This window comes from Pseudomonas sp. MOIL14HWK12:I1, assembly GCF_000510705.1.
In the GTDB taxonomy this organism is placed as follows: domain Bacteria; phylum Pseudomonadota; class Gammaproteobacteria; order Pseudomonadales; family Pseudomonadaceae; genus Chryseomonas; species Chryseomonas oryzihabitans.
The window spans coordinates 180,744-200,971 of sequence record NZ_KI783309.1 but is presented as its reverse complement, the minus strand read 5'-3'; the positions used below and the strand labels follow the sequence as shown (position 1 = coordinate 200,971).

The following is a 20,228-nucleotide window of genomic DNA, read 5'->3' as shown; positions in this document are numbered from 1 at the left end:
TCAGCTTTGCTGCTCGGCCAGGCGCGCCACCAGGGCTTCGGCCAGGCCGCGGGGATCGGCGGTAAGGGTCGCGAGACCCGATTCGCGCAGGCTTTCCGGCATGCTCGGGGCGATGCAGGTGCTCGCCGACTGGGTCCAGAGCGTGCCACCGCGCCGCCGCACATAGGGCGCCGAGGCGGTGCCGTCGTTGCCCATGCCGCTGAACACGATGACCCCGCAGCGGGCGCCGAAGTGCTGCGCCAGGTTAAGCATCATCTGGCTGATCGACGGCGTATGGGGCTCGGGCCAGGCGCGCTCGACGATGTCCAGGGCGCCGTTGGCCCGGAAGGTAAGCTCCTGCTGGGTCGGCACCACCACCACCTCGCCACAGCGCACCGGCTCACCCGGGCGCACGCCCTGGATGTGCCACTGACTGTGCCGGCCGACCGCGCGCAGCAGGTTGGCGGCAAAGCCGTCACCGATGTGCTGCGCATAGAGGAAACCGACCGGCAGACCGCCCGGCAAGGCGTCGAGAAAGGCCTTCACCGCCGCCGGACCGCCCAGGGAGGCCGCCAGCAACCAGACCTCGGGAGCCGGATCGCCGGCGGGCAGCGGCAGATTGGCCAGGGGTTCCGGCAGGGTCAGGCGCGGCGGTCGCGGCTGGTCCTGCAGCAGGGTCTCCAGGGCCGGACCCACCGCCGCCACCGGATCGCCGATCAGCCGCTTGAGCTTGCCGATCAGGCGCTTCTCCCACTGGGTGAAAGGATCGGTGAAGCGCTCCGGCGCCTGGCCTTCGCCGAACAGGATGGGCACCTCGGCCCCCTCCAGCAGCGCGTCCACCAGCGGTGATTCCTCGGTCTGGCTCAGGTCGATCAGCCACAGGTCGGTCGCGACTGTGGGCCAGGCCGCTTCGTCGAAGCGCTCCGGATCGCTGTTGAGGACGACGTGATAGCCATTGTCGGCCAGCACCTGCTGCAGTACGTGACGCTGCAGCGGACTATCGGCCAGGATGGCGACGCGGGCGGTGTGCATCTCAGTCATGTTCCCTGACCAACCGATGGATGTGGGCCAGGAGTTCGCTCTCCTGGTAGGGCTTGCCCAGGTATTCGTTCACGCCCAGGCTCAGCGCCCGCTCGCGGTGTTTTTCCCCGGTACGGGAGGTGATCATCACGATCGGCAGGTCCTTGAGGCGCGCATCGTGGCGGACCAGGGTCGCCACCTCGAAGCCGTCCATGCGCGGCATCTCGATGTCCAGCAGCAGGATGTCCGGCTGCCGCTCCTGCAACTGGGCGATGGCGTCCACTCCATCCTTGGCGGTGAAGACCTCCATGCCGTGGCGTTCCAGCAGGCGGCTGGTGACCTTGCGCACCGTGACCGAATCGTCGACCACCATGACCAGCGCCGGTCGGGTGACCTCGGCCACAGTGGCCGGACCCTGCGCCAGCCGCGCCAGCTCTTCGCCACTGGCGCGCTGACTGCGGATCATCGCCAGCAGGTCGAGAATCACCACCACGCGCCCGTCCCCCAGCAGGGTGGCACCGGACAGACCCGGCACCCCGGCGAATTGCGGACCCAGGCTCTTCACCACGATCTCCCGCGAACCGGCCACCGCATCCACCTGTACCGCCACCGCGTATTCGGCGGCGCGCACCAGCACCACCGGCAGCGGCAGACTCTGGCCGCTCAGCTTGGGCTGCTGGCCATTGCCGAGCAGGTGCCCCAGGTAGCGCAGGTCATAGTGCTGGCCGCCGTATTCGAAGGTGCCCGCCCCCGGACGGTAATAGCGTTCGAGATCGGCCGCGGTCACCCGCACGATGCCTTCGATGGTGTTGAGCGGCACGGCATAGAGGTCGTCGCCGGCATGCACCATGAGCGCGCGGTTCACCGACACGGTGAACGGCAGGCGAATGGTGAAGCGCGTCCCCTCGCCCGCCACGCTGTGGATGTCCATGTTGCCGCCGAGCTGCTTCACCTCCTGGTGCACCACGTCCATGCCCACACCCCGCCCGGAGATCTGGGTGACGGTCGGCGCGGTGGAGAAGCCCGATTCGAGGATGAATTGCAGCAGCTCCTCATCGGCGAGCTGCGCGTCTTCCGCCATCAGGCCGCGCTCGATGGCCTTGCGGCGTACCGCGGCCAGGTCGATGCCACGGCCGTCGTCGGCCAGGGTCAGAATGATGTCGCCACCTTCGCGGCGCAGATCCAGGCTGATCACGCCTTCGGCCGGCTTACCGGCGCGCTGGCGTCCGGCGGCGTCCTCGACGCCGTGGTCGATGGCGTTGCGCAGCATGTGCTCCAGCGGCGGAATGATCCGCTCGAGCACCGTGCGGTCCAGCTCGCCTTCGGCGTTGCCGACCCTGAGCTCGATCGGCTTGTCCAGTTCGGCGCTGACCTGGCGTACCACCCGGTGCAGGCGCGGCACCATGCGCTCGAAAGGCACCATGCGCGTCTGCATGAGGCTTTCCTGCAGCTCGGTGTTGACCCGCGCCTGTTGCAGCAGCAGGGTCTCGGCATCGCGATTGCGCTGGCCCAGGGTGTTCTTCAGATCCAGGAGGTCGGACGCCGATTCGAACAGGGCGCGGGACAGCTGCTGCAGCTGGGAATAGCGATCCAGCTCCAGGGGGTCGAAATCCTCGTAGCCGGCGCGATCCACGTCTTCGTGGTGACGACTGATGATCTGCGCCTGGGTCTCGGTATCCAGCCGGCGCAGCTGATCGCGCACCCGCTCGATGGTGGCTTCCATCTCGCCGAGGGTGGTGCCGATGTCGCTGACCTGCTGTTCGACGCGACCGCGGAAGATCGAGGTCTCGCCGGCCAGGTTGACCAGCTGCTCCAGCAGCGCGGCCGGTACCCGCACCAGCTCCTGGGACGAACGCCGCTGCGCCGCCTGCTGACGGACCTGCTGCAGGCGTTGCACGAAGGGCAGTGGCGCCACTGGGGCCGCGGGTGTCTCGACCGCGACCATGACGGGGGCCGCCGCGCTGTCTTGCTCAGGCAGGGCAACAGGCAGGCCCTCGACGGCGGGCTCGACGTCCGGGTCGGCAGGCGCTTCCTCCTCGGCGACGTCCGCGACCGGTGGCTGCTCAGCCTCGCGCACGACGTCCGGTTCGGCCTCGGGCGTCTCGACCGGCTCGGCCGCCGCATTCGCCTGGGCGGCGGCCGGCAGCGACAGCTGGGCGACCGCCAGTTGCAGCCCGTCGACGCCCTGGGTCGCCAGGGCGCGTACCCGCTCGCGGTCGCCCTCGCTCAGCCCCACGGCGAGCGAGCGCAATTCCGCCAGTTGCTGTTCCAGTTCATGGGCCTGCTCGCCCAGGCCGTGCAGACCGGCCAGGCGCGCGCCACCCTTGAGGGTATGCAGGCAGCGCAGCAATTCGTCCACCGCCACATCGGGCGCGGCCGACCAGTCCGCCAGGGCCTCGTCCATGCTGACCAGCAGATCCTGGGCTTCCTCGATGAAGATCTCGAGGATTTCCGCATCGGTGTCGGCATCGAAGACCGGTGCCGCCACCACGGCCGCGGCAGTCACGCCGGTCGCCAGTGGCTCGCCGCGGTAGTCGCGCAAGGCCGCGATGAGATCGGCGGCCGGGACCGGGGTCTCGCCCCGGGCTAGGGCTTCGAGTTGCTCGTGCAGGCGGTCATGGCAGCGCTGCAGCAGGTCGCCCAGGTCCGCGCCGGGCTTGATCCGTCCGCGCGCCAGTCCTTCGTAGAAGGCCTCCAGGGCATGGGCGAGATCGCCGATGGCATCCACCTCGGCCAGCCGCGCACCGCCCTTGAGGGTGTGCAGGTCGCGCAGCAGGGATTCCAGTTCGAGACTGTTGTGCGGCTCGGCTTCCCAGGCGCGCAGCGAGGTCGCCATGCTGTCGAGCAGGTCGCGACTCTCTTCGATGTAGATGGCCAGCAACTCGGCGTCGGGACCTTCCGCCGCCGGCGCGGCCGCCATGGGCACCGGCTCCAGGAGCGCGGACTCGGCGTCCGCCGGGTGGTCCGCGAGCGATTCGCCGAGCGCGGGCTCGCCCGGGGCCGATCCGCTGTCGTCCAGCGCCGGCAGGTCATCGAGATGACCGCTACGGATCCGCTGCAGGCGCTCGACCTGGTCGGCATGCTCGCTGACCGGCTCCCCCGCCGCCAGCTCTTCGAGTTGCGCCGCCAGGCAGCCATGGGCATCGCGCAGGGGCTGGGCCAGTTCGGCACCGCCGGCGAGACGGCCGTCGAGCAGGCCTTCGTAGATGGCGTCCAGCTCCGTGGCCAGGTGCGCGACCGGCGCCACCCCGGCGAGGTGGGCGCCGCCCTTGAGGGTATGCAGATCGCGCTGCAGGGTGCCGAGGTGGAAGCGCTGCTGCGGCTCCACCAGCCAGCGTTTCAGCGCCCGGTCGGCGCTGTCCAGCAGATCCTGGGCCTCTTCAAGGAAGATCAGCTGCATTTCCGGATCGACGGGCTCGGCAGCCTCGGGCTCGACCGCCACCGGCTCGCTGTCTGCTACCAGCGGCTGCGGCTCTTGCGGCTCTTGCGGCTCTTGCGGCTCTTGCGGCTCTTCCGGCAGCTTGAGGTCAGGCTCGGCTTCGGCTTCGGCTTCGGCTTCGGCTTCGGCTTCGGCTTCGGCTTCGGCTTCGGCGGGTAGTTCGACGTCCAGCGCCAGCTCAGGTGCCACCGGCGTGGCCGTTGCCGGATCGAAGAGCTCTTCGGGTTCGGGCTCGGCCAGCAGGCTGGTGTCCGCCATGGGCAACCCGGCGAGAATGCCGGCCAGCAGGCCGCGCAGGCCCTGGATGCGTTCCTCGCTGGGCGTCGCCCGCATGCCACCGGCCAGCTGATTGAGCATGCTGATCAGGGCTTCCTGGGCCTCTTCCGCCTCGCGGAAGAAGGCCGCATCGGCGGGCAGCGAACCGCTCGCCGCGGCGGCATAGACCACCTGCAGGGCTTCGGCCAGTTGCTCGACATCGGCCAACCCGACCCGGGCGGCCCCGTCGGCAAAGGTGTTCAGGCGTTCGGCCAGCAGATCCGGGCAGGCAGCCAGATCACCATCGGTGCGCCAGGCATGCAGGCGCTCGTCGGCTTCCAGCAGCAGATCCATGGCCGGCATCAGGAAATCGGTCAGGCGCAGGACGTCACGCTGCTCCGGCAGCGGCGCCGCGGGGATCGGCAGCTGGGGATTCAGCTCCTCCAGCAGCCCTTCGCAGCGCGCGATAACTTCCGCCGCACCCGCCAGCGGGGTCGCCAGCGACCCTTCGTCGAGTTCGGCCAGTCGCTGCTCCAGCAACTCGGCGCCCTGGGCGAGCAGGCCGCACTCGGGTTCGGCGAAGGCGACATGGGCGAGCTTGTATTCCTTGGCCAGCCGCTCCAGCGCCGACGCCAGTTCGGCCATCGGCGAACTGCCCGCCATATGGGCACTGCCCTTGAGGGTGTGCAGGGCGCGCAGGAGATTGTCGGAGACCGGCTGGGCACTGCCGGCGTCGGCCGACTCGAGGAAACGGCGCACGGTTTCCAAGTGCGCCTGGGCTTCGGTGCGGAAGATATCCAGCAGCTGGGTATCGGCCTCGGCGGCGGCAGGTGCAGGAATCGCGGATTCGACGAGTTCTGCCACGGGCAACGCAGCTGCCGCGGACGGGGCCGCGCTACCGGCCGGCGCTCGCTCAGGCAGGGCTTCGTTGCGGGCCAGCGCATGGGCCGCGTGGGCCAGCCAGTCGACGTCGTCACGTTGCCGTTGACGATCCTCGGCGTATTCCGCGACCAGCTCCGGCAGCAGCGCGCAGGTCTGCTCGACCACCGTCTGCACGGCAGCGCTGTGCGCGACACTGTGATCCAGCCGGCGATTGAACAGATTCTCCAGCGCCCAGGCCAGTTCGCCGATGACCAGCGCCTGGACCATGCGGCCACTGCCCTTGAGGGTGTGGAAGTTGCGCCGCAATTCACTTAGCGCGGTGCGCTGCTCGGGCTCGGCCTGCCAGGTCGGCAGCCAGCGCTCCAGTTCGGCCTGGACCTCGCCGGCCTCTTCGATAAAGACCTCGCGCAGCTCCTCCTCGACCGGCTCGGCATCGGCCGCGGGCGGCAGCAGCGCCTGCGGCACCTGCGCCGCCGGAGGATTGATGGGGTTGACCGGCGTCGCCAGCACCTCGGCGATCGCCTCGGCATCGGGGGTCGGCGGCGGCAGGCTGTCCAGCTCGATGCCGGCCAGCAACTCCTCGGGCTCTGCACCCTCCGGCTCGGCCTCGGCCTGCGGCGCTTCATCGCTCACCGCGGCCGCGTCCTGCTCGTCGGCCTGGGTCGCGGAGGTTGGAGGCTCCTGCGCTGCGGCAGGCTCGAATTCGATCAGGAATTCTTCGTCGGCGTCCGCAGGCTCCTCGACCGGCAGGGCGGTAGGTTCCAGCGCCTCTTCGGCCACCGGCTCCGCCGGCGATGGCAATTCTTCGGGCAGCTCCTGAGCCGGCGGCTCGACCTCGCCGGAGGCCAGGGGCGCGGCCGCCGCCTCGCCTTCGCCGGCCGCCCTGGGCGGATAGCCGAGGGCGATGAGGCTTTCGTCGGCGATGTCGAGAATCATGTCGTGGGGCGTGGACGGGTCTTCCGCCAGGCGCTCCAGGTAGTACTCGACGCTGGTGATGGCGTCGGCCAGGGTGTCCAGACTCTGCCAGTCGGGCACGGCCTGCTTGCCCAGCAGCTGCTGGCAGATGTAGTCGTTGGCCGCCTGGACCTGGGCCGCGGCCCGTTCCAGCGGAATCATCGCCAGGCCGCCACGGACCTGGGTCAGCAGCAGGGGCACCGACTCCAGGTGGACATGGTTCCACTGGGAGGCGATGAACTCGATAATGGCGTCCTTGGATTGCTCCAGGCCGTTGCGCGCCTCGCGCACCACCACCCGATGCAGCTGATCGATATCGGTGGTGGGCAGCCGGCTCTCCTCGGCATCGCCGACCTCGTTGCCACTGACCATGCCGGCCAGGGTGGCTTCGACATAGAGCAGCGCCCCGGCGATATCCATGAGGGCGGCGTCGCTGGCCTCGCGCACGCCTTCGGCCAGTTCGGCCACGGCTTCGTGCTGTTCCAGCACCACCTTGCGCGGCTGCCCGAAGCCCAGCACCGCCAGGGTATCGGCGATCTGCTTGAGCGGCGCCAGGAGGCCGCGCAGGCTGGCAGGCTGCTGGCGATCGCTGCGCACGAAAAGGTCCAGGCTGTCCTTGATCTGTACCAGCTCTTCGCACAGCGCGGTCACCACCGAGCGCATGGCTTCGCGATCCGGACCGACGATGCGCGAACGCTCGAAGCCCACCAGCTCGGCATCCGGCAGGGCCTCGTCGAGACGATAGTGCGCCTTGAGCGCGGCGATGCGCGGACTCTGCACCGGCGCCTTGGCCAGGTAGAACAGCAGATTCTTCAGCAGATCGGCCGGCGCCGGCTGGTTGAGGGTGGTCACCCCATCGCTGATGAGTCGCTTGAGTTCACGATCCAGTTGCCGGAGCAGACCGCGGATCGAGCTGCTGTTGTCCAGCTCGCCGGCCTGCAACAGCTCGGTCAGACCCGCCGCCACCGGCCAGAGCGCGCCAAAGGGCGAGCCGGCGCAGAGCTGATCCAGCCGCTCGAAGACCCGCAGCAGATAGTCCAGGTGCAGCTGGACGTCGCGGTCGCGGAACAGTCCGACCTGGGCGCCCTGCAGCGCCTGGCGCAGCTTGCGCAGGCGTGGCAGCCAGTCCGGCGCCGCGCGGTCGGCCAGTTCGGCATCGCTCAGCGACAGCGGCGTGGCGGACAGATCCGGCGAGAACAAGCTGGTTTCCGAGAGCAGCTTTTCCCCGCGCGCCGAGCGCAGATCGTTGAGCAGCGGCAGGATGGCCAGGGGCAGATCGCGGCGGGCCTCGAGGACCCGGTCCAGATAGGGCGGCACCTGCAAGATGGCCTGCATCAGGACTTCCAGCGCCTCGTCCGAGCTGTTCACCCGCTCTTCGTGAAGGGCCTGCAGCAGCAGCTCCATCTCTTCGGCGAGCAGCGCGGCGCCATAGAACTCCACCATCTGCAGGGTGCCGTAGACTTGGTGCACATAGGTCCGGCAGAAACCCAGGCGGCTACGGTCGTGCGGGTTGTCGACGAACGCCTCGAGCGCCTTGCGGGCCTGCTGCAAGGTTTCGGCGATCTCTCCCTTGACCCACTCGAGGGCTACGTAGTCGTGTCGATCGATCATCTCGGCTCCTGTCATGCCGGGGGGCTTACCTGGCGGGTGAACGCCAGGACTTCGGGATGATCGACGGGTACCAGTTGCGGGTGGCTCCAATTGCTCACCTCACCGACACCCAGGACCAAGAGCCCACCCGGTGCAAGCCGCTGGACCAGCTGGTTGAGCAGGTCTCGACGCAGCCAGCGGCGGAAATAAATCAGCAAGTTCTGACAAAAAATGACATTGAGCCCCTGCAAGGGGGCCTGCCCCAGTTCCAGCACATTGAGTCGGGCGAAGCACAGTCGCTCCGCCAGGCCCGCGGTGACCTCGAAACTGCCGTCCGCATGGGTGCGGAAATAGCGCTCGCGCAGGCTGGCCGGCACCCCAGCCAGCCGCTGCAGGCTGTAGGTCCCCTGCCGCGCCTGGCGCAGGGCTTCGCTGCTGATGTCGGTACCGGTCAGGGCGAACGTCAGGGGGCGTGGCTGCCGGGCCAGAGCTTCGGCGGTACTGATGGCCATCGAAAACGCTTCCTCTCCACTGGCGCACCCTAGACTCCACAGGGTCAGACCGTTGCCCTCGGTGGTCCGGGCGAATTCACTCACATAGGCTTCCAGCAGCGCGAAGGACGGTGGATGGCGGAAGAAGCGGGTGGCCTGGATGGTCAGCCGATCGAGCAGCCGGACCCATTCGATGCGCCCGCCGATGCCCGCGCAGACGACCTGGTAGTAGCTGTCGTAATCCGCGATCTCCAGTTCGCGCATGCGCGCGGCCAGCTGGATCTGCAGAAAGCTGCGCTGGCGATCGTCCAGTACCATGCCGGCGCGCATCTCGAGCAGCTGTCGCCAACGCTCGAAGTCCGCATCCGGCAGCTCGGGAGCACGGCGCAACGCCCAACTCGACTCCCTCACCCCGTCTCCCCCTCGCCACACCGCGATGCGGCCGCTGCGGTCAGCCCAGCGGCTGCTCGTTCGGCAGATTGAAGCCCGAGACCGAACGCCGCATCTCGCTGGCCAGCTTGGCCAGCTCGCCGATGCTGCGCGCGGTGGCGGTGGTGCCGGCCGAGGTCTGCGAGGTGATCTCCTGAATCACGTTCATGGTGCTGGAGATGTGGCTGGCGGACGAAGACTGCTGGCGCGCGGCATTGGAGATGTTCTGGATCAGCCCGGCGAGGCTCTGCGATACCTTCTCGATCTCTTCCAGGGCCACACCGGCGTCCTGGGCCAGGGCGGCTCCGCGCACCACTTCCGAGGTGGTCTGCTCCATGGAGATGACCGCTTCGTTGGTGTCGGTCTGGATCGCCTTGACCAGGGCCTCGATCTGCTTGGTGGCGCCGGAGGAACGTTCGGCGAGGCGCTGGACCTCGTCGGCGACCACGGCGAAGCCGCGGCCGGCGTCACCGGCCATGGAGGCCTGGATGGCGGCGTTCAGGGCCAGGATGTTGGTCTGGTCGGCGATGTCGTTGATCAGGCCGACGATGTCGCCGATCTCCTGGGACGACTCGCCCAGGCGCTTGATCCGCTTGGCGGTGTCCTGGATCTGTTCGCGAATGCTGTCCATGCCGATGATGGTGTTGTGCACCACCTGGTTGCCCTTGTTGGCGATGGCCACGGAGCGCTCCGCCACCGCGGTGGATTCGGAGGCGTTGGTGGATACCTGGTCGATGGACACGGCCATCTCGTTGATCGCCGCGGAGGCCCCGGCGATTTCCTGGGCCTGGTGTTCCGAGGCCTCGGCCAGCACGGTGGCGGTGTCCTGGGACTCCTGGGCGGCGGCGGCCACCTGGACGGCGGTCTGGTTGATGGTTTCCACCAGTTCGCGCAGCTGGTCGATGGAGTAGTTGATGGAGTCGGCGATGGCGCCGGTGAAGTCTTCGGTCACCGTGGCCTGCACGGTCAGGTCACCGTCGGCGAGGTCGGCAATCTCGTCCAGCAGACGCAGAATGGCGGTCTGGTTGCGCTGGTTCTTCTCGTCGGTCTCGGCCAGGCGGCGGCGGGTGTCGCGCACCAGGATGTAGCCGATGCAGAGGATGGCGCCGAGGGCGATGAACACCAGCAGGTAGCTGCCCACGGTGTTGATCTTGCGGCTCTGGGCCAGCGACGCGTAGCCGGCGCTCAGGTCCGAGGCGGAACCGAGCAGCGCCTGGGAACCACGGTAGATCAGGCCCACGGCGGAACGGATCTGCAGCAGTTCGGGCGAGGTCGCGAGGATCTCGTCGACGTTGCCGGAGACGAATTCGAACAGCTTGTTGGCTTCGTTGAGGCGGCCGACCGCCTCGGGATCGGTGATCTTGGCGATGCCCATGGAGGCATTGCCTTCGCGCATGGCCTTGAGCACCCGGCCGAACAGGCTGGCGTCGCGACCAAAGCTGTCGGCCGCCTGCACGGCGGCTTCGTCGCCGGTGAGGATCTTGTTGATGGCGCCGAGGATCCGCTCGGCGAGCAGCGCCTGCCGCTGGGCCACCACCACCTGACTGGCGGGCGCGCCGCGCTCGATCAGGATGTCGACGATCTCTTCGTTCTCGACCTGCAGCTGGGGGATGGTGTCGGCCAGGGCGCCGGACAGCTGGTGCAGGGACAGTACGGTCTGCTCGCTGCCGAGCATGGTGTCGACCTGCTTGCGCTGGGCCTCCCACTGGGATTCCAGGGTGTCCAGCCGCGGACGGAGGATCGCCGGCGACGCCGGCAGACCGGTCTGCGGATCGCCGCTGCGCAGGATGTTCAGGCGGCGCTCGAATTCGGCACGGGCCTGGCGCAGGTCCTTGAAGGCGTCGGCCTTGCCGGTCGCGGCCTCACTGGCGCTCTTGGCCAGCTGCTGCGAGAGGATGCGCAGCTCGGTAGCCTGGCCCTGATACTGGTTATCGTAGTTGGTCTGGGTGCCCAGGTACGCGAAGTTGGCGAACAGCAGCACGATCGCGACGATCAGCACCACGAACATGCCCGCGACCCACGCGTTGAGTTTCCCGGTATTGAGTTTGTTCATCAGCGGCCCCCGCCTGGACCTTGGTTCCTTTAGTTCTATCCTTGTCGGACGCCGGACCGGTTTGCTTGAAGCCGGTGCTCGTCGCCCTACCCCCACCCGTCGGCGACGGCTCCTGCCATCCCGACCCCGATCCGCCTTGCAGCGTCCGGACCTCCGACCCGCTAGGCCGCGACGTCCATGAACTCGGGATGCTCGACCAAGGCGCGCGGGCTGCAGACCAGCCAGGGCACGTCGCGTTGGAAGACACCTTCCAGAAAGAAGTGCAGGCCCGCCGGCACGCTGTCGGCGTGCTCGCGATAGGCCTCGATGTCGAAATGCTGCATCCCCAGGACTTCGTCAACCGCCAACCCGACGAAGAGGTCGCCATGGTCGACGATCAGGATGCGCCGCTGTTTGCGCAGGGCCTGGATCTTCACGCCGAGGAATTGCCCCAGGTCGGCGATCGGCAGCAGGCGACCACGCACGTTGGCCACGCCCTTGAGCCACGGCTTGACGCCGGGCAGCGCGGTGAAGCGCGGCTCCGGCAGGATCTCGCTGACCTCGCCCATGGGAATCACGAAGCGCAATTCACCGAGGCGAAAGCCGATACCGCTCCAGCTGCGCTGGTTTTCCTGCTGCGCCGGCAGGCCGGCCGCCCGCTCGCGGCAGCGCAGATCGATCAGGCGCAAGAGTTCGTAGGGCGTGGTGGCGTCGCTCATAGGATTCCCTGCCCAGTGGGGCGCTGCCGCGAGAAACGGACGAAAGACCTCAGCCTTGCAGGACACCCGCCAGGGTGCGCAGCAGGGTGTCTTCGTCGATGGGCTTGGTGAGGTAGTCCTTGGCGCCCTGGCGCTTGCCCCAGACCTTGTCGGTTTCCTGGTCCTTGGTGGTGACGATGACCACCGGGATGTGGCTGGTCTCGGCATCCTTGGTCAGCTGCCGGGTGGCCTGGAAGCCATTGAGGCCGGGCATGACGATATCCATCAGCACCGCGTCCGGCTTCTCCTGGCGGGCCAGGGCGACGCCGTCGGCACCGTTCTCGGCCTTGAGCACCTGATGCCCATGCTTTTCCAGCATGGCGGTGAGCTTGTACATCTCGGTGGGAGAGTCGTCGACGATCAGAATTCGAGCCATGAAAATTTCCTACTAGATTGAATCGCCCGCCTCAGGACACTCAGGACGCTTGTTCGAGCGGAGTGAAACTGGGGACGTGGGTCTTGATCGCACCGATCAGCTCTTCTTTGCTGAAGGGTTTGGTGAGGTACTGGTCAGAGCCGACGATGCGGCCCTTGGCCTTGTCGAAGAGCCCGTCACGGGAGGACAGCATGATGACGGGCGTCGCGCGGAAGGCGCTGTTGTTCTTGATCAGCGCGCAGGTCTGATAGCCATCCAGTCGCGGCATCATGATGTCCACGAAGATGATGTGGGGGTGACTATCGGCGATCTTGGCGAGCGCATCGAATCCATCGATGGCGGTGATGACCTCGCAGCCAACTTTCTTGAGCAGGGTCTCGGCGGTCCGACGAATCGTCTTCGAGTCGTCGATCACCATGACCTTCAGCCCTTCCGAATACTGTTCCATGTTCAAGCTACCAGCTCATCGTCGATGAAACGTGAATGATGTCGATCCGGGCACTTTGGCGGCGCCTCTTTGTAGCACACAATACCGTGACGTACCACGCAGATCCCCTGGTGGCGGACCACCGGCCCGCCCACCACGACGATCGCGCAAGCATTGGCACTGGAGGGGATCGAAGGGCTATTCTGACGCCTTGCCCACGTACAACCGAGGTCTAGCGTCAATGAGTATCCGCCTGGGGATCGTCATGGATCCCATCGAACGCATCTCCTATAAGAAGGATAGCTCCATGGCCATGCTGTGGGCGGCCAAGGCGCGCGGCTGGACCCTGCACTATTTCGAGATGCAGGACCTGTACCAGGTCGATGGCGAGGCCCGCGGTCGCGGTCGGCAGCTGGACGTGTTCCAGGATCCGGAGCGCTGGTTCGCCTTTGGCGAGGACGTCGACCTGCCCCTGCGCGAGCTGGACGTGATCCTGATGCGCAAGGATCCGCCCTTCGACAACGAATTCGTCTATGCCACCTACCTGCTGGAGCAGGCCGAGCGTGGCGGCACCCTGGTGGTGAATCGCCCGGCCAGTCTGCGCGACTGCAACGAGAAGTTCTTTGCCACCCTGTTTCCCGAGCTGGCACCGCCGACCCTGGTCAGCCGCCGCGCCGACATCATCCGCGAATTCGCCCGCACCCATGGCGACGTCATCCTCAAGCCGCTGGACGGCATGGGCGGCAGCTCGGTGTTCCGCCACCGCGAAGGGGATCCCAACCTCTCGGTGATCCTCGAGACCCTGACCGCCCACGGCACCCAGCAGATCATCGCCCAGCGCTACCTGCCAGGCATCAAGGACGGCGACAAGCGCATCCTGATGATCGACGGTCAACCCGTGGACTATTGCCTGGCGCGCATTCCGGCCCAGGGCGAGACCCGCGGCAACCTGGCCGCTGGTGGCCGGGGCGTCGCCCAGCCGCTGTCGGCGCGGGATCGCGAAATCGCCGCCACGGTGGGCCCGGAACTGCGCAAGCGCGGCCTGCTCTTTGTCGGCCTGGACGTGATCGGCGAGCACCTCACCGAGATCAACGTCACCAGTCCGACCTGCATCCGCGAGATCGATGCGGCCTATGACACCCGCATCGCCGAGCGCCTCATGGATGTGATCGCGCAGCAACGCGCGGGCTGAGGCGAGGGTCCGTGCCGCCCGTGGCGGCATGGACAACCGCGGACACAATCCGCAGACTGGCGCCAGCCCTGCCGCGCGTCCTCTGCCCTTGCCGACCCAGTCAATGCCCAGCACCGCCTCCTCCCCCGCCAGCCAGGTTCGTCCCGCCGACCGCCTGGGCTTCACGCTGCTCATCGCGACCCTGCTGCACGTCGTGCTGATTCTCGGCGTCGGCTTTTCGCTGCCCGAGCCCACCCAGATCAGCCGTACCCTGGAGGTGACGCTGGCCAGCTTCAAGAGCGACGAGGCGCCCAAGCAGGCCGACTTCCTCGCCCAGGAGAACCAGCAAGGCAGCGGCACCCTGGACAAGGCGGCGGCCCCAAGCACCCCGGTGCAGGCGCCCTTCCACGACAGCGAGATCCGCCAGGCCGCGCCTCCGGCCCGCCCGCCGGCGGCGGATCGCGCCCAGGCGCCCAAGGCGGCGGTGACCACCCGCGCCGCGCGGCCGACCAAGGCCGAACCCAGTCGCGAGACACCCGAACGGGAGCAGCGCGATGCGCCGAGCCCCGAGTCCGACAGCCAGGCCGCCGAACTCGCCAGCCTGGAGGCCCAGCTCGCCGAAGAGCGCCAGCAATACGCCAAGCGGCCAAAGATCTGGCGGATCAACGCCGCCTCGACGCAAAAGGACAAGGGCGCCCGCTACAAGGAAGAATGGCGGCGCAAGATCGAGCGCATCGGCAATCTCAACTACCCCGAACAGGCCAAGCGCGACCGCCTCTACGGCAGCCTGCGCCTGCTGGTGTCCATCAACAAGGACGGCTCGCTCTACGAGGTCCAGGTGCTGGAGTCCTCGGGGCGCCAGGTACTCGATCAGGCGGCGCTGCGCATCGTCCGGCTGGCGGCGCCCTTCGCCCCCTTCAGCGGCGACCTGGCCGACATCGACCGCCTGGAGATCATCCGTACCTGGCGCTTCGAGCGTGGCGACCGCCTGTCCAGTCAATAGCCCGGGACGCCGTTGGACTTGAAGCCGGACCGCGCAACCGGGAAACTTGCCGGTCATGAAGCCGACCTCCAGCACCACCCTACAGCACCAGCTCCTGATCGCCATGCCGCAGATGGACGATCCCAATTTCGCCGAGACGGTGATCTACCTCGTCGACCATGGCCCGGACGGCGCCATGGGCCTGGTGATCAACCGGCCCAATGGCCTGCACCTGGACGACCTTCTCGAACAGCTGCGTCCGGACATACCGGCCACCCCGGAAGACACCCGGGTCGTGCTCTATGCCGGCGGTCCGGTGCAGACCGATCGCGGCTTCGTCCTGCATGACGCCGGCCCGGTGTTCCAGAACACCCTGGAACTCGAAGAACTGAGCCTGACCACCTCGCCGGACGTGCTCTTCGCCCTCTCCGACGGCACCGGTCCGAGCCGCCACCTGATCACCCTGGGCTACAGCGGCTGGGGGCCCGGCCAACTGGAAGAAGAACTCGCCGCCAATCTCTGGCTCACCACCCCGGCCACCAGCGCCCTGCTGTTCGAGACGCCGAGCGAGCAGCGCCTCGGCGCGGCCGCCGCCCTGCTGGGGGTCGACCTGCGCCTACTGTCGCGCCAGGCGGGCCACGCATGAGCGCGCCCAGCGGGCTCTACCTGGGCTTTGACTACGGCACCCGGCAGATCGGCGTCGCCGTCGGCCAGGCCGTGACCGGTCAGGCCCGCGAACTGCTCACCCTCAAGGCGCAGAACGGCGTACCCGACTGGCAGCAGATCCAGCGGCTGCTGGACGAGTGGCGGCCCACCGCCCTGGTGGTCGGCCTGCCGCTGAACATGGACGGCACCCCCAGCGAGATGAGCGAGCGCGCCGAACGCTTCGCCCGCCGCCTGCACGGCCGCTACGGCCTGCCCGTGCATACCCATGACGAGCGCCTCACCACCTATGCCGCCAAGGGCGAGCGCCTGCAGGGCGGTCAGCGCGACGGCTATCGCGAGCGCCCGGTGGATGCCCTTGCCGCCGCCCTTCTCCTGGAAGGCTGGCTGACCCAACAACTGGAACGGGCCGCGCGCCCGCAATCGGAGTAGCCATGCACCTGCCCTCTCCCGCCGAGCTCCTGCCGCGGCTGGCCGCCGACCTGCGCCTGTCGCTGGATCGTCGTGGCATCACCGACCCCGGCTTCGTCGGCATCCACACCGGCGGCCTCTGGGTCGCCGAGGCCCTGCTGGCCGAACTCGGCCTTGACACCCCGCTGGGCAGCCTGGACGTCTCCTTCTACCGCGACGACTTCACCCAGAAGGGCCTGCACCCCCAGGTGCGCCCCTCGGCCCTGCCGTTCGAGATCGACGGGCGCCACCTGGTGCTGGTGGACGACGTGCTGATGAGCGGCCGCACCGTGCGTGCGGCGCTCAACGAACTCTTCGACTATGGCCGTCCCGCCAGTGTGACCCTGGTCTGCCTGCTGGACGTCAATGCCCGCGAATTGCCGATCCAGCCTGACGTGGTGGGCGCCACCCTGACCCTGGCCCCCACCCAGCGCGTCAAGCTGACCGGCCCCTCGCCGCTCGCACTCGAATACCGCGACGTCCCCGCCGCCTGACCTGGATCTGCCGCCATGACCGACGCTACGCGTTCGCTGCAACTCAACGCCCAGGGCCAATTGCGCCACTTCCTGTCACTCGACGACCTGCCCGCCGAACTCCTCACCGAATTGCTCGACACCGCCGACTCCTTTCTCGAGGTCGGTGCCCGGGCGGTGAAAAAGGTGCCGTTGCTGCGCGGTAAGACCGTGTGCAACGTCTTCTTCGAAAATTCGACGCGCACCCGCACCACCTTCGAACTGGCGGCCAAGCGGCTGTCGGCGGACGTCATCACCCTCAACGTCTCCACCTCCTCCACCAGCAAGGGCGAGACGCTGTTCGACACCCTGCGCAACCTGGAAGCCATGGCTGCCGACATGTTCGTGGTGCGCCACGCCGACTCCGGCGCCGCCCACTTCATCGCCGAACACGTCTGTCCCGATGTGGCCATCATCAACGGCGGCGACGGCCGCCATGCGCACCCCACCCAGGGCATGCTCGACATGCTGACCATTCGCCGCCACAAGGGCGATTTCGCCAACCTGTCGGTGGCCATCGTCGGCGACATCCTGCATTCGCGGGTCGCCCGCTCCGACATGCTGGCGCTGCGCACCCTGGGTTGCCGCGACATCCGCGTGATCGCCCCGCGCACCCTGCTGCCGGTCGGCCTCGAAGAACTCTATGGCGTACGCACCTTCACCGACCTGGCCGAGGGCCTGGACGGCGTGGACGTGGTGATCATGCTGCGCCTGCAACGCGAGCGCATGCAGGGCGGCCTCTTGCCCAGCGAAGGCGAGTACTACCGGCTGTTCGGCCTGACCCGCCAGCGCCTGGCGCGCGCCAAGCCCGATGCCATCGTCATGCACCCCGGGCCGATCAACCGGGGCGTCGAAATCGAATCCGCGGTCGCCGATGGCGAGCAGTCGGTCATCCTCAACCAGGTCACCTACGGCATCGCGGTCCGCATGGCGGTCTTGTCGATGACCATGAGCGGGCAGACGGCCCAGCGTCAGCTACAGGAGAATGCGCAGTGAGCCTGAGCATCCGCAATGCCCGGGTGATCGACCCGGCCACCGGTCTCGACCAGATCAGCGACGTCCATGTCGACCAGGGTCGCATCCTCGCCCTCGGCGAGGCGCCCCAGGGCTTCCAGGCCGACGAGCAGCTGGACGCCAGCGGCCTGATCCTGGCGCCCGGCCTGGTCGACCTGGATGTCGCCCTGTGCGAACCGGGCCTGACCCGCAAGGGCAACGTCGACAGCGAGACCCGCGCCGCCGCGGCCGGTGGCGTCACCAGCCTCTGTTGCCCGCCCACCACGCGTCCGGTGCTGGACACCACGGCGGTGGCCGAACTCATCCTCGACCGGGCGCGCACCGCCGATCATGCCCGCGTCCATCCCATCGGCGCCCTGACCAAGGGCCTCGCCGGCGAGCAGCTGGCCGAACTGATGGCCCTGCGCGACGCCGGTTGCGTGGCCTTCACCAACGGCCTGCAGCCCTTCGAGAATCTGCGGGTGCAGCGGCGCGCGCTGGAATACGCCGCCACCTTCGACCTCACCGTGGTCTTTACCGCCCTGGACGCCGATCTGGCCCACGGCGGCCTGGCCCACGAAGGACCCACCGCCAGCTTCCTGGGGCTCACCGGCATCCCGGAGACCGCGGAGACCATCGCCCTGTCGCGTGACCTGCTGCTGGTGGAACAGAGTGGCGTGCGCGCCCACTTCGGGCAGCTGACCAGTGCCCGCGCGGTGGAGATGATCGCCGCCGCCCAGGCGCGCGGCCTGCCGGTGACCGCCGATGTGGCGCTCTACCAGTTGCTGCTCACCGACGAGGCCCTGCAGGGCTTTTCCAGTCTCTATCACGTCAAGCCGCCGCTGCGCACCGCGCGCGATCGCGACGCCCTGCGCGCCGGGGTACGGGACGGGGTGATCGGCGCCATCTCCAGCCATCACCAGCCCCACGAGGCGGACGCCAAGCTGGCGCCCTTCGCCGCCACCGAGCCGGGCATCAGCAGCGTCGAATTGCTGCTGCCCCTGGCCCTGACCCTGGTGGACGATGGCCTGCTGGATCTGCCGACCCTGCTGGCCCGCCTCACCAGCGGCCCGGCCCAGGCCCTGCGCCTGGCGGCGGGCCGCCTGGCCAAGGGCCTGCCGGCGGACCTGGTGCTGTTCGCCCAGCAGCCGACCGCCCAGGCCGCCACGCCCTGGCTGTCCCGTGGGCGCAACTGCCCCTTCCAGGGCCTCACCCTGGGGGGACGCATCGAACGCACCCTGGTGGGTGGCCGCACCACCTACCGCCGTGACGCCTGAATAGAAGAAGGGGCTCCATGGAGCCCCTTCTTCTTGCCATCCAGCCGACGCTAGCGCACCAGCCGCCGGCGATTCTCTTCGGAGATCTGCGAATTGAGCGTCCAGAAGTCGTAGAGCACGCCCAGCAGGAAGAAACCCGCCGTAAAGAAATAGAGGATGGCGGTGATCCACTTGCCCAGGTAGAGGCGGTGCACGCCGAAGATGCCGAGAAAGGTCAGCAGGATCCAGCCCAGGCTGTAGTTAAGCGAGCCGGACTGGAAGCGCAGGTCCGCCTCGCGATCCATGGCCGGGATCAGGAAGAGGTCGATCAGCCAGCCGATGCCCAGCAGGCCCAGGGTGCAGAACCAGATCGTGCCGGTGACCGGCTTGCCATAGTAGAAGCGGTGGGCGCCGAGAAAGCCGAAGATCCACAGCAGATAACCCATGACCTTGCTGTGGGTGTCCTGATACCGCATGCCTATTACCTCGCGACTGAAGGAAAAGACCCGCCTTACCTACACCCTTACCTTCACCGTGACTTTATGTCGAAAACTGGATGAATGCCCAGGGAGTCTCACTGGCTGGCGCTCAAGGGACCTCACTTTCCGCTAAAAATTACATAATTTCTTGATGAGAGGTGCACAAAATATCCACAGGGTTGGTATAGAATCCCTCGCTTCGATCTTCAGACACCCCTACGACAATGCGTCTATTTCTTCTGACATGGCTCTCCGCCTGTCTTGTACTGCCCGCGGCAGTGCAAGCGAAAGAGAACTCTGCAGCGCGCACTGCCGCTCCGGTCCACAAGGTCGCAGCCCGGCATGTCACCGCCGCCTCAGCTCCCAAGACCGCCCGGCACGCCGCCGCTGCTCCCGCGCCCAAGGCTGCCGCTCGCCACGTCGCCAGCGTCGACCGTGCCCAGGCAGCCTCCGCGGCCCGCGCCAAGCGCGCCGCCCGTGCGACCAGCGCCCTGCACCGCAAACAGGCCACTGCCCAGGCCGCCACCCGCAACGTCGGCGCCCAGGTGGCGACCCGCGCCATGGACCTGGTCGGCACGCCCTATCGCTTCGGCGGTACCAATCCGCAGAACGGTCTGGATTGCAGCGGCCTGGTCAACTACGTCTATCGCGACGTGCACAACGTCAAGCTGCCGCGTACGTCCCGGGAGCTGGCCCAGCTCAAGGGACCCAAGGTCGCCCGTGGCGATCTCAAAGCCGGCGACCTGGTGTTCTTCAAGACCGGTCAGCGCAGCGGTATCGATCACGTCGCCATCTACCTGGGCAACGATAGATTCGTCCATGCCCCGCGCAGTGGCGAGAGCGTGCGCGTCGATCACCTGAGCAAGCCCTACTGGACCAAGCGCTTCGCCTCGGCCAAGCGCGTGCTGCAGCAGCCCACCACCCTGGCGGCGGAAGCCGATCCCGTCGCGGACAAGCCGCGTACCAAGCGTACCCGCAAGTCCTGATCCCTCCCCCTCGCTCCGCCGGGCACTACCGCCCGGCGGAGTGTCGCTCCACTCGGCGCCGCCCGGCGCAAAGCCATTGAACGACGCTCCGCTTCCTGGATACT

The 20,228-nt window shown here is 67.9% G+C and carries 16 protein-coding genes; 8 read left to right on the top strand and 8 right to left on the bottom strand.

Features of this window, described 5'->3' with window-relative positions; genetic code table 11:
- The 7 genes from PSEK12I1_RS0122030 to pilG all read right to left on the bottom strand — a co-directional run bounded on the left by PSEK12I1_RS0122030 (position 1) and on the right by pilG (position 12,653).
- Positions 1–1,020: a chemotaxis protein CheB gene (locus PSEK12I1_RS0122030; protein WP_027602937.1), complete on the bottom strand. Its 1,020-nt coding sequence runs from the start codon at positions 1,018–1,020 to the stop codon at positions 1–3.
- Complete coding sequence (locus PSEK12I1_RS0122025; protein ID WP_027602936.1) at positions 1,013–8,140, bottom strand: Hpt domain-containing protein; 7,128 nt, start codon at positions 8,138–8,140, stop codon at positions 1,013–1,015. The genes PSEK12I1_RS0122030 and PSEK12I1_RS0122025 overlap by 8 nt, the downstream gene beginning before the upstream one ends.
- 11 nt (positions 8,141–8,151) lie before the next feature.
- Entirely contained in the window at positions 8,152–9,000 is an 849-nt protein-coding gene (locus PSEK12I1_RS0122020) for a protein-glutamate O-methyltransferase CheR (RefSeq protein ID WP_081347946.1), read from the bottom strand.
- A gap of 61 nt (positions 9,001–9,061) precedes the next feature.
- Complete coding sequence (locus PSEK12I1_RS0122015) at positions 9,062–11,092, bottom strand: methyl-accepting chemotaxis protein (protein WP_027598875.1); 2,031 nt, start codon at positions 11,090–11,092, stop codon at positions 9,062–9,064.
- A gap of 161 nt (positions 11,093–11,253) precedes the next feature.
- Positions 11,254–11,790, bottom strand: a complete 537-nt coding sequence (locus PSEK12I1_RS0122010; protein WP_007161681.1) for a chemotaxis protein CheW — start codon at positions 11,788–11,790, stop codon at positions 11,254–11,256.
- A 49-nt stretch (positions 11,791–11,839) separates the two neighbouring features.
- Positions 11,840–12,205, bottom strand: coding sequence for a twitching motility response regulator PilH (gene pilH / locus PSEK12I1_RS0122005; RefSeq protein WP_007161680.1), 366 nt, complete (start codon positions 12,203–12,205; stop codon positions 11,840–11,842).
- A gap of 40 nt (positions 12,206–12,245) precedes the next feature.
- Entirely contained in the window at positions 12,246–12,653 is a 408-nt protein-coding gene (pilG, locus tag PSEK12I1_RS0122000) for a twitching motility response regulator PilG (protein WP_007161679.1), read from the bottom strand.
- Between the two features lie 220 nt (positions 12,654–12,873).
- Here pilG and gshB point away from each other — a divergent pair, with 220 nt between their 5' ends.
- The 7 genes from gshB to PSEK12I1_RS0121965 all read left to right on the top strand — a co-directional run bounded on the left by gshB (position 12,874) and on the right by PSEK12I1_RS0121965 (position 18,680).
- On the top strand, positions 12,874–13,824 hold the full coding sequence (gene gshB, locus PSEK12I1_RS0121995) for a glutathione synthase (protein WP_027602934.1): 951 nt from the start codon (positions 12,874–12,876) through the stop codon (positions 13,822–13,824).
- A 103-nt stretch (positions 13,825–13,927) separates the two neighbouring features.
- Positions 13,928–14,806 carry an energy transducer TonB gene (locus tag PSEK12I1_RS0121990; protein ID WP_007161677.1) on the top strand — a complete coding sequence of 293 codons (879 nt, stop codon included), beginning with the start codon at positions 13,928–13,930 and terminating at the stop codon, positions 14,804–14,806.
- Positions 14,807–14,861: 55 nt separating this feature from the next.
- Positions 14,862–15,431 (top strand): YqgE/AlgH family protein, encoded by a 570-nt coding sequence (locus PSEK12I1_RS0121985; RefSeq protein WP_007161676.1) that lies wholly within the window; start codon positions 14,862–14,864, stop codon positions 15,429–15,431.
- Positions 15,428–15,880 (top strand): Holliday junction resolvase RuvX, encoded by a 453-nt coding sequence (gene ruvX, locus PSEK12I1_RS0121980; protein ID WP_027598879.1) that lies wholly within the window; start codon positions 15,428–15,430, stop codon positions 15,878–15,880. The genes PSEK12I1_RS0121985 and ruvX overlap by 4 nt, the downstream gene beginning before the upstream one ends.
- 2 nt (positions 15,881–15,882) lie before the next feature.
- Entirely contained in the window at positions 15,883–16,392 is a 510-nt protein-coding gene (gene pyrR, locus PSEK12I1_RS0121975; protein ID WP_027598880.1) for a bifunctional pyr operon transcriptional regulator/uracil phosphoribosyltransferase PyrR, read from the top strand.
- A 15-nt stretch (positions 16,393–16,407) separates the two neighbouring features.
- Positions 16,408–17,406 (top strand): aspartate carbamoyltransferase catalytic subunit, encoded by a 999-nt coding sequence (locus tag PSEK12I1_RS0121970; RefSeq protein ID WP_007161673.1) that lies wholly within the window; start codon positions 16,408–16,410, stop codon positions 17,404–17,406.
- Positions 17,403–18,680 carry a dihydroorotase gene (locus tag PSEK12I1_RS0121965; protein ID WP_027602933.1) on the top strand — a complete coding sequence of 426 codons (1,278 nt, stop codon included), beginning with the start codon at positions 17,403–17,405 and terminating at the stop codon, positions 18,678–18,680. The genes PSEK12I1_RS0121970 and PSEK12I1_RS0121965 overlap by 4 nt, the downstream gene beginning before the upstream one ends.
- Before the next feature lie 50 nt (positions 18,681–18,730).
- Here PSEK12I1_RS0121965 and PSEK12I1_RS0121960 read toward each other — a convergent pair whose 3' ends face one another.
- Positions 18,731–19,135: a TM2 domain-containing protein gene (locus tag PSEK12I1_RS0121960; protein WP_007161671.1), complete on the bottom strand. Its 405-nt coding sequence runs from the start codon at positions 19,133–19,135 to the stop codon at positions 18,731–18,733.
- Positions 19,136–19,416: 281 nt separating this feature from the next.
- Here PSEK12I1_RS0121960 and PSEK12I1_RS0121955 point away from each other — a divergent pair, with 281 nt between their 5' ends.
- On the top strand, positions 19,417–20,124 hold the full coding sequence (locus tag PSEK12I1_RS0121955; protein WP_027602932.1) for a C40 family peptidase: 708 nt from the start codon (positions 19,417–19,419) through the stop codon (positions 20,122–20,124).
- The last annotated feature ends 104 nt before the right edge of the window (positions 20,125–20,228 follow it).

Bases quoted from the DNA above. Each gene is read 5' to 3' on its own strand.
- PSEK12I1_RS0122030 (WP_027602937.1), bottom strand. From the start codon at position 1,020: ATGACTGAGATGCACACCGCCCGCGTCGCCATCCTGGCCGATAGTCCG.
- PSEK12I1_RS0122025 (WP_027602936.1), bottom strand. From the start codon at position 8,140: ATGATCGATCGACACGACTACGTAGCCCTCGAGTGGGTCAAGGGAGAG.
- PSEK12I1_RS0122015 (WP_027598875.1), bottom strand. From the start codon at position 11,092: ATGAACAAACTCAATACCGGGAAACTCAACGCGTGGGTCGCGGGCATG.
- PSEK12I1_RS0122010 (WP_007161681.1), bottom strand. From the start codon at position 11,790: ATGAGCGACGCCACCACGCCCTACGAACTCTTGCGCCTGATCGATCTG.
- pilH (WP_007161680.1), bottom strand. From the start codon at position 12,205: ATGGCTCGAATTCTGATCGTCGACGACTCTCCCACCGAGATGTACAAG.
- pilG (WP_007161679.1), bottom strand. From the start codon at position 12,653: ATGGAACAGTATTCGGAAGGGCTGAAGGTCATGGTGATCGACGACTCG.
- gshB (WP_027602934.1), top strand. From the start codon at position 12,874: ATGAGTATCCGCCTGGGGATCGTCATGGATCCCATCGAACGCATCTCC.
- PSEK12I1_RS0121990 (WP_007161677.1), top strand. From the start codon at position 13,928: ATGCCCAGCACCGCCTCCTCCCCCGCCAGCCAGGTTCGTCCCGCCGAC.
- PSEK12I1_RS0121985 (WP_007161676.1), top strand. From the start codon at position 14,862: ATGAAGCCGACCTCCAGCACCACCCTACAGCACCAGCTCCTGATCGCC.
- ruvX (WP_027598879.1), top strand. From the start codon at position 15,428: ATGAGCGCGCCCAGCGGGCTCTACCTGGGCTTTGACTACGGCACCCGG.
- pyrR (WP_027598880.1), top strand. From the start codon at position 15,883: ATGCACCTGCCCTCTCCCGCCGAGCTCCTGCCGCGGCTGGCCGCCGAC.
- PSEK12I1_RS0121970 (WP_007161673.1), top strand. From the start codon at position 16,408: ATGACCGACGCTACGCGTTCGCTGCAACTCAACGCCCAGGGCCAATTG.
- PSEK12I1_RS0121960 (WP_007161671.1), bottom strand. From the start codon at position 19,135: ATGCGGTATCAGGACACCCACAGCAAGGTCATGGGTTATCTGCTGTGG.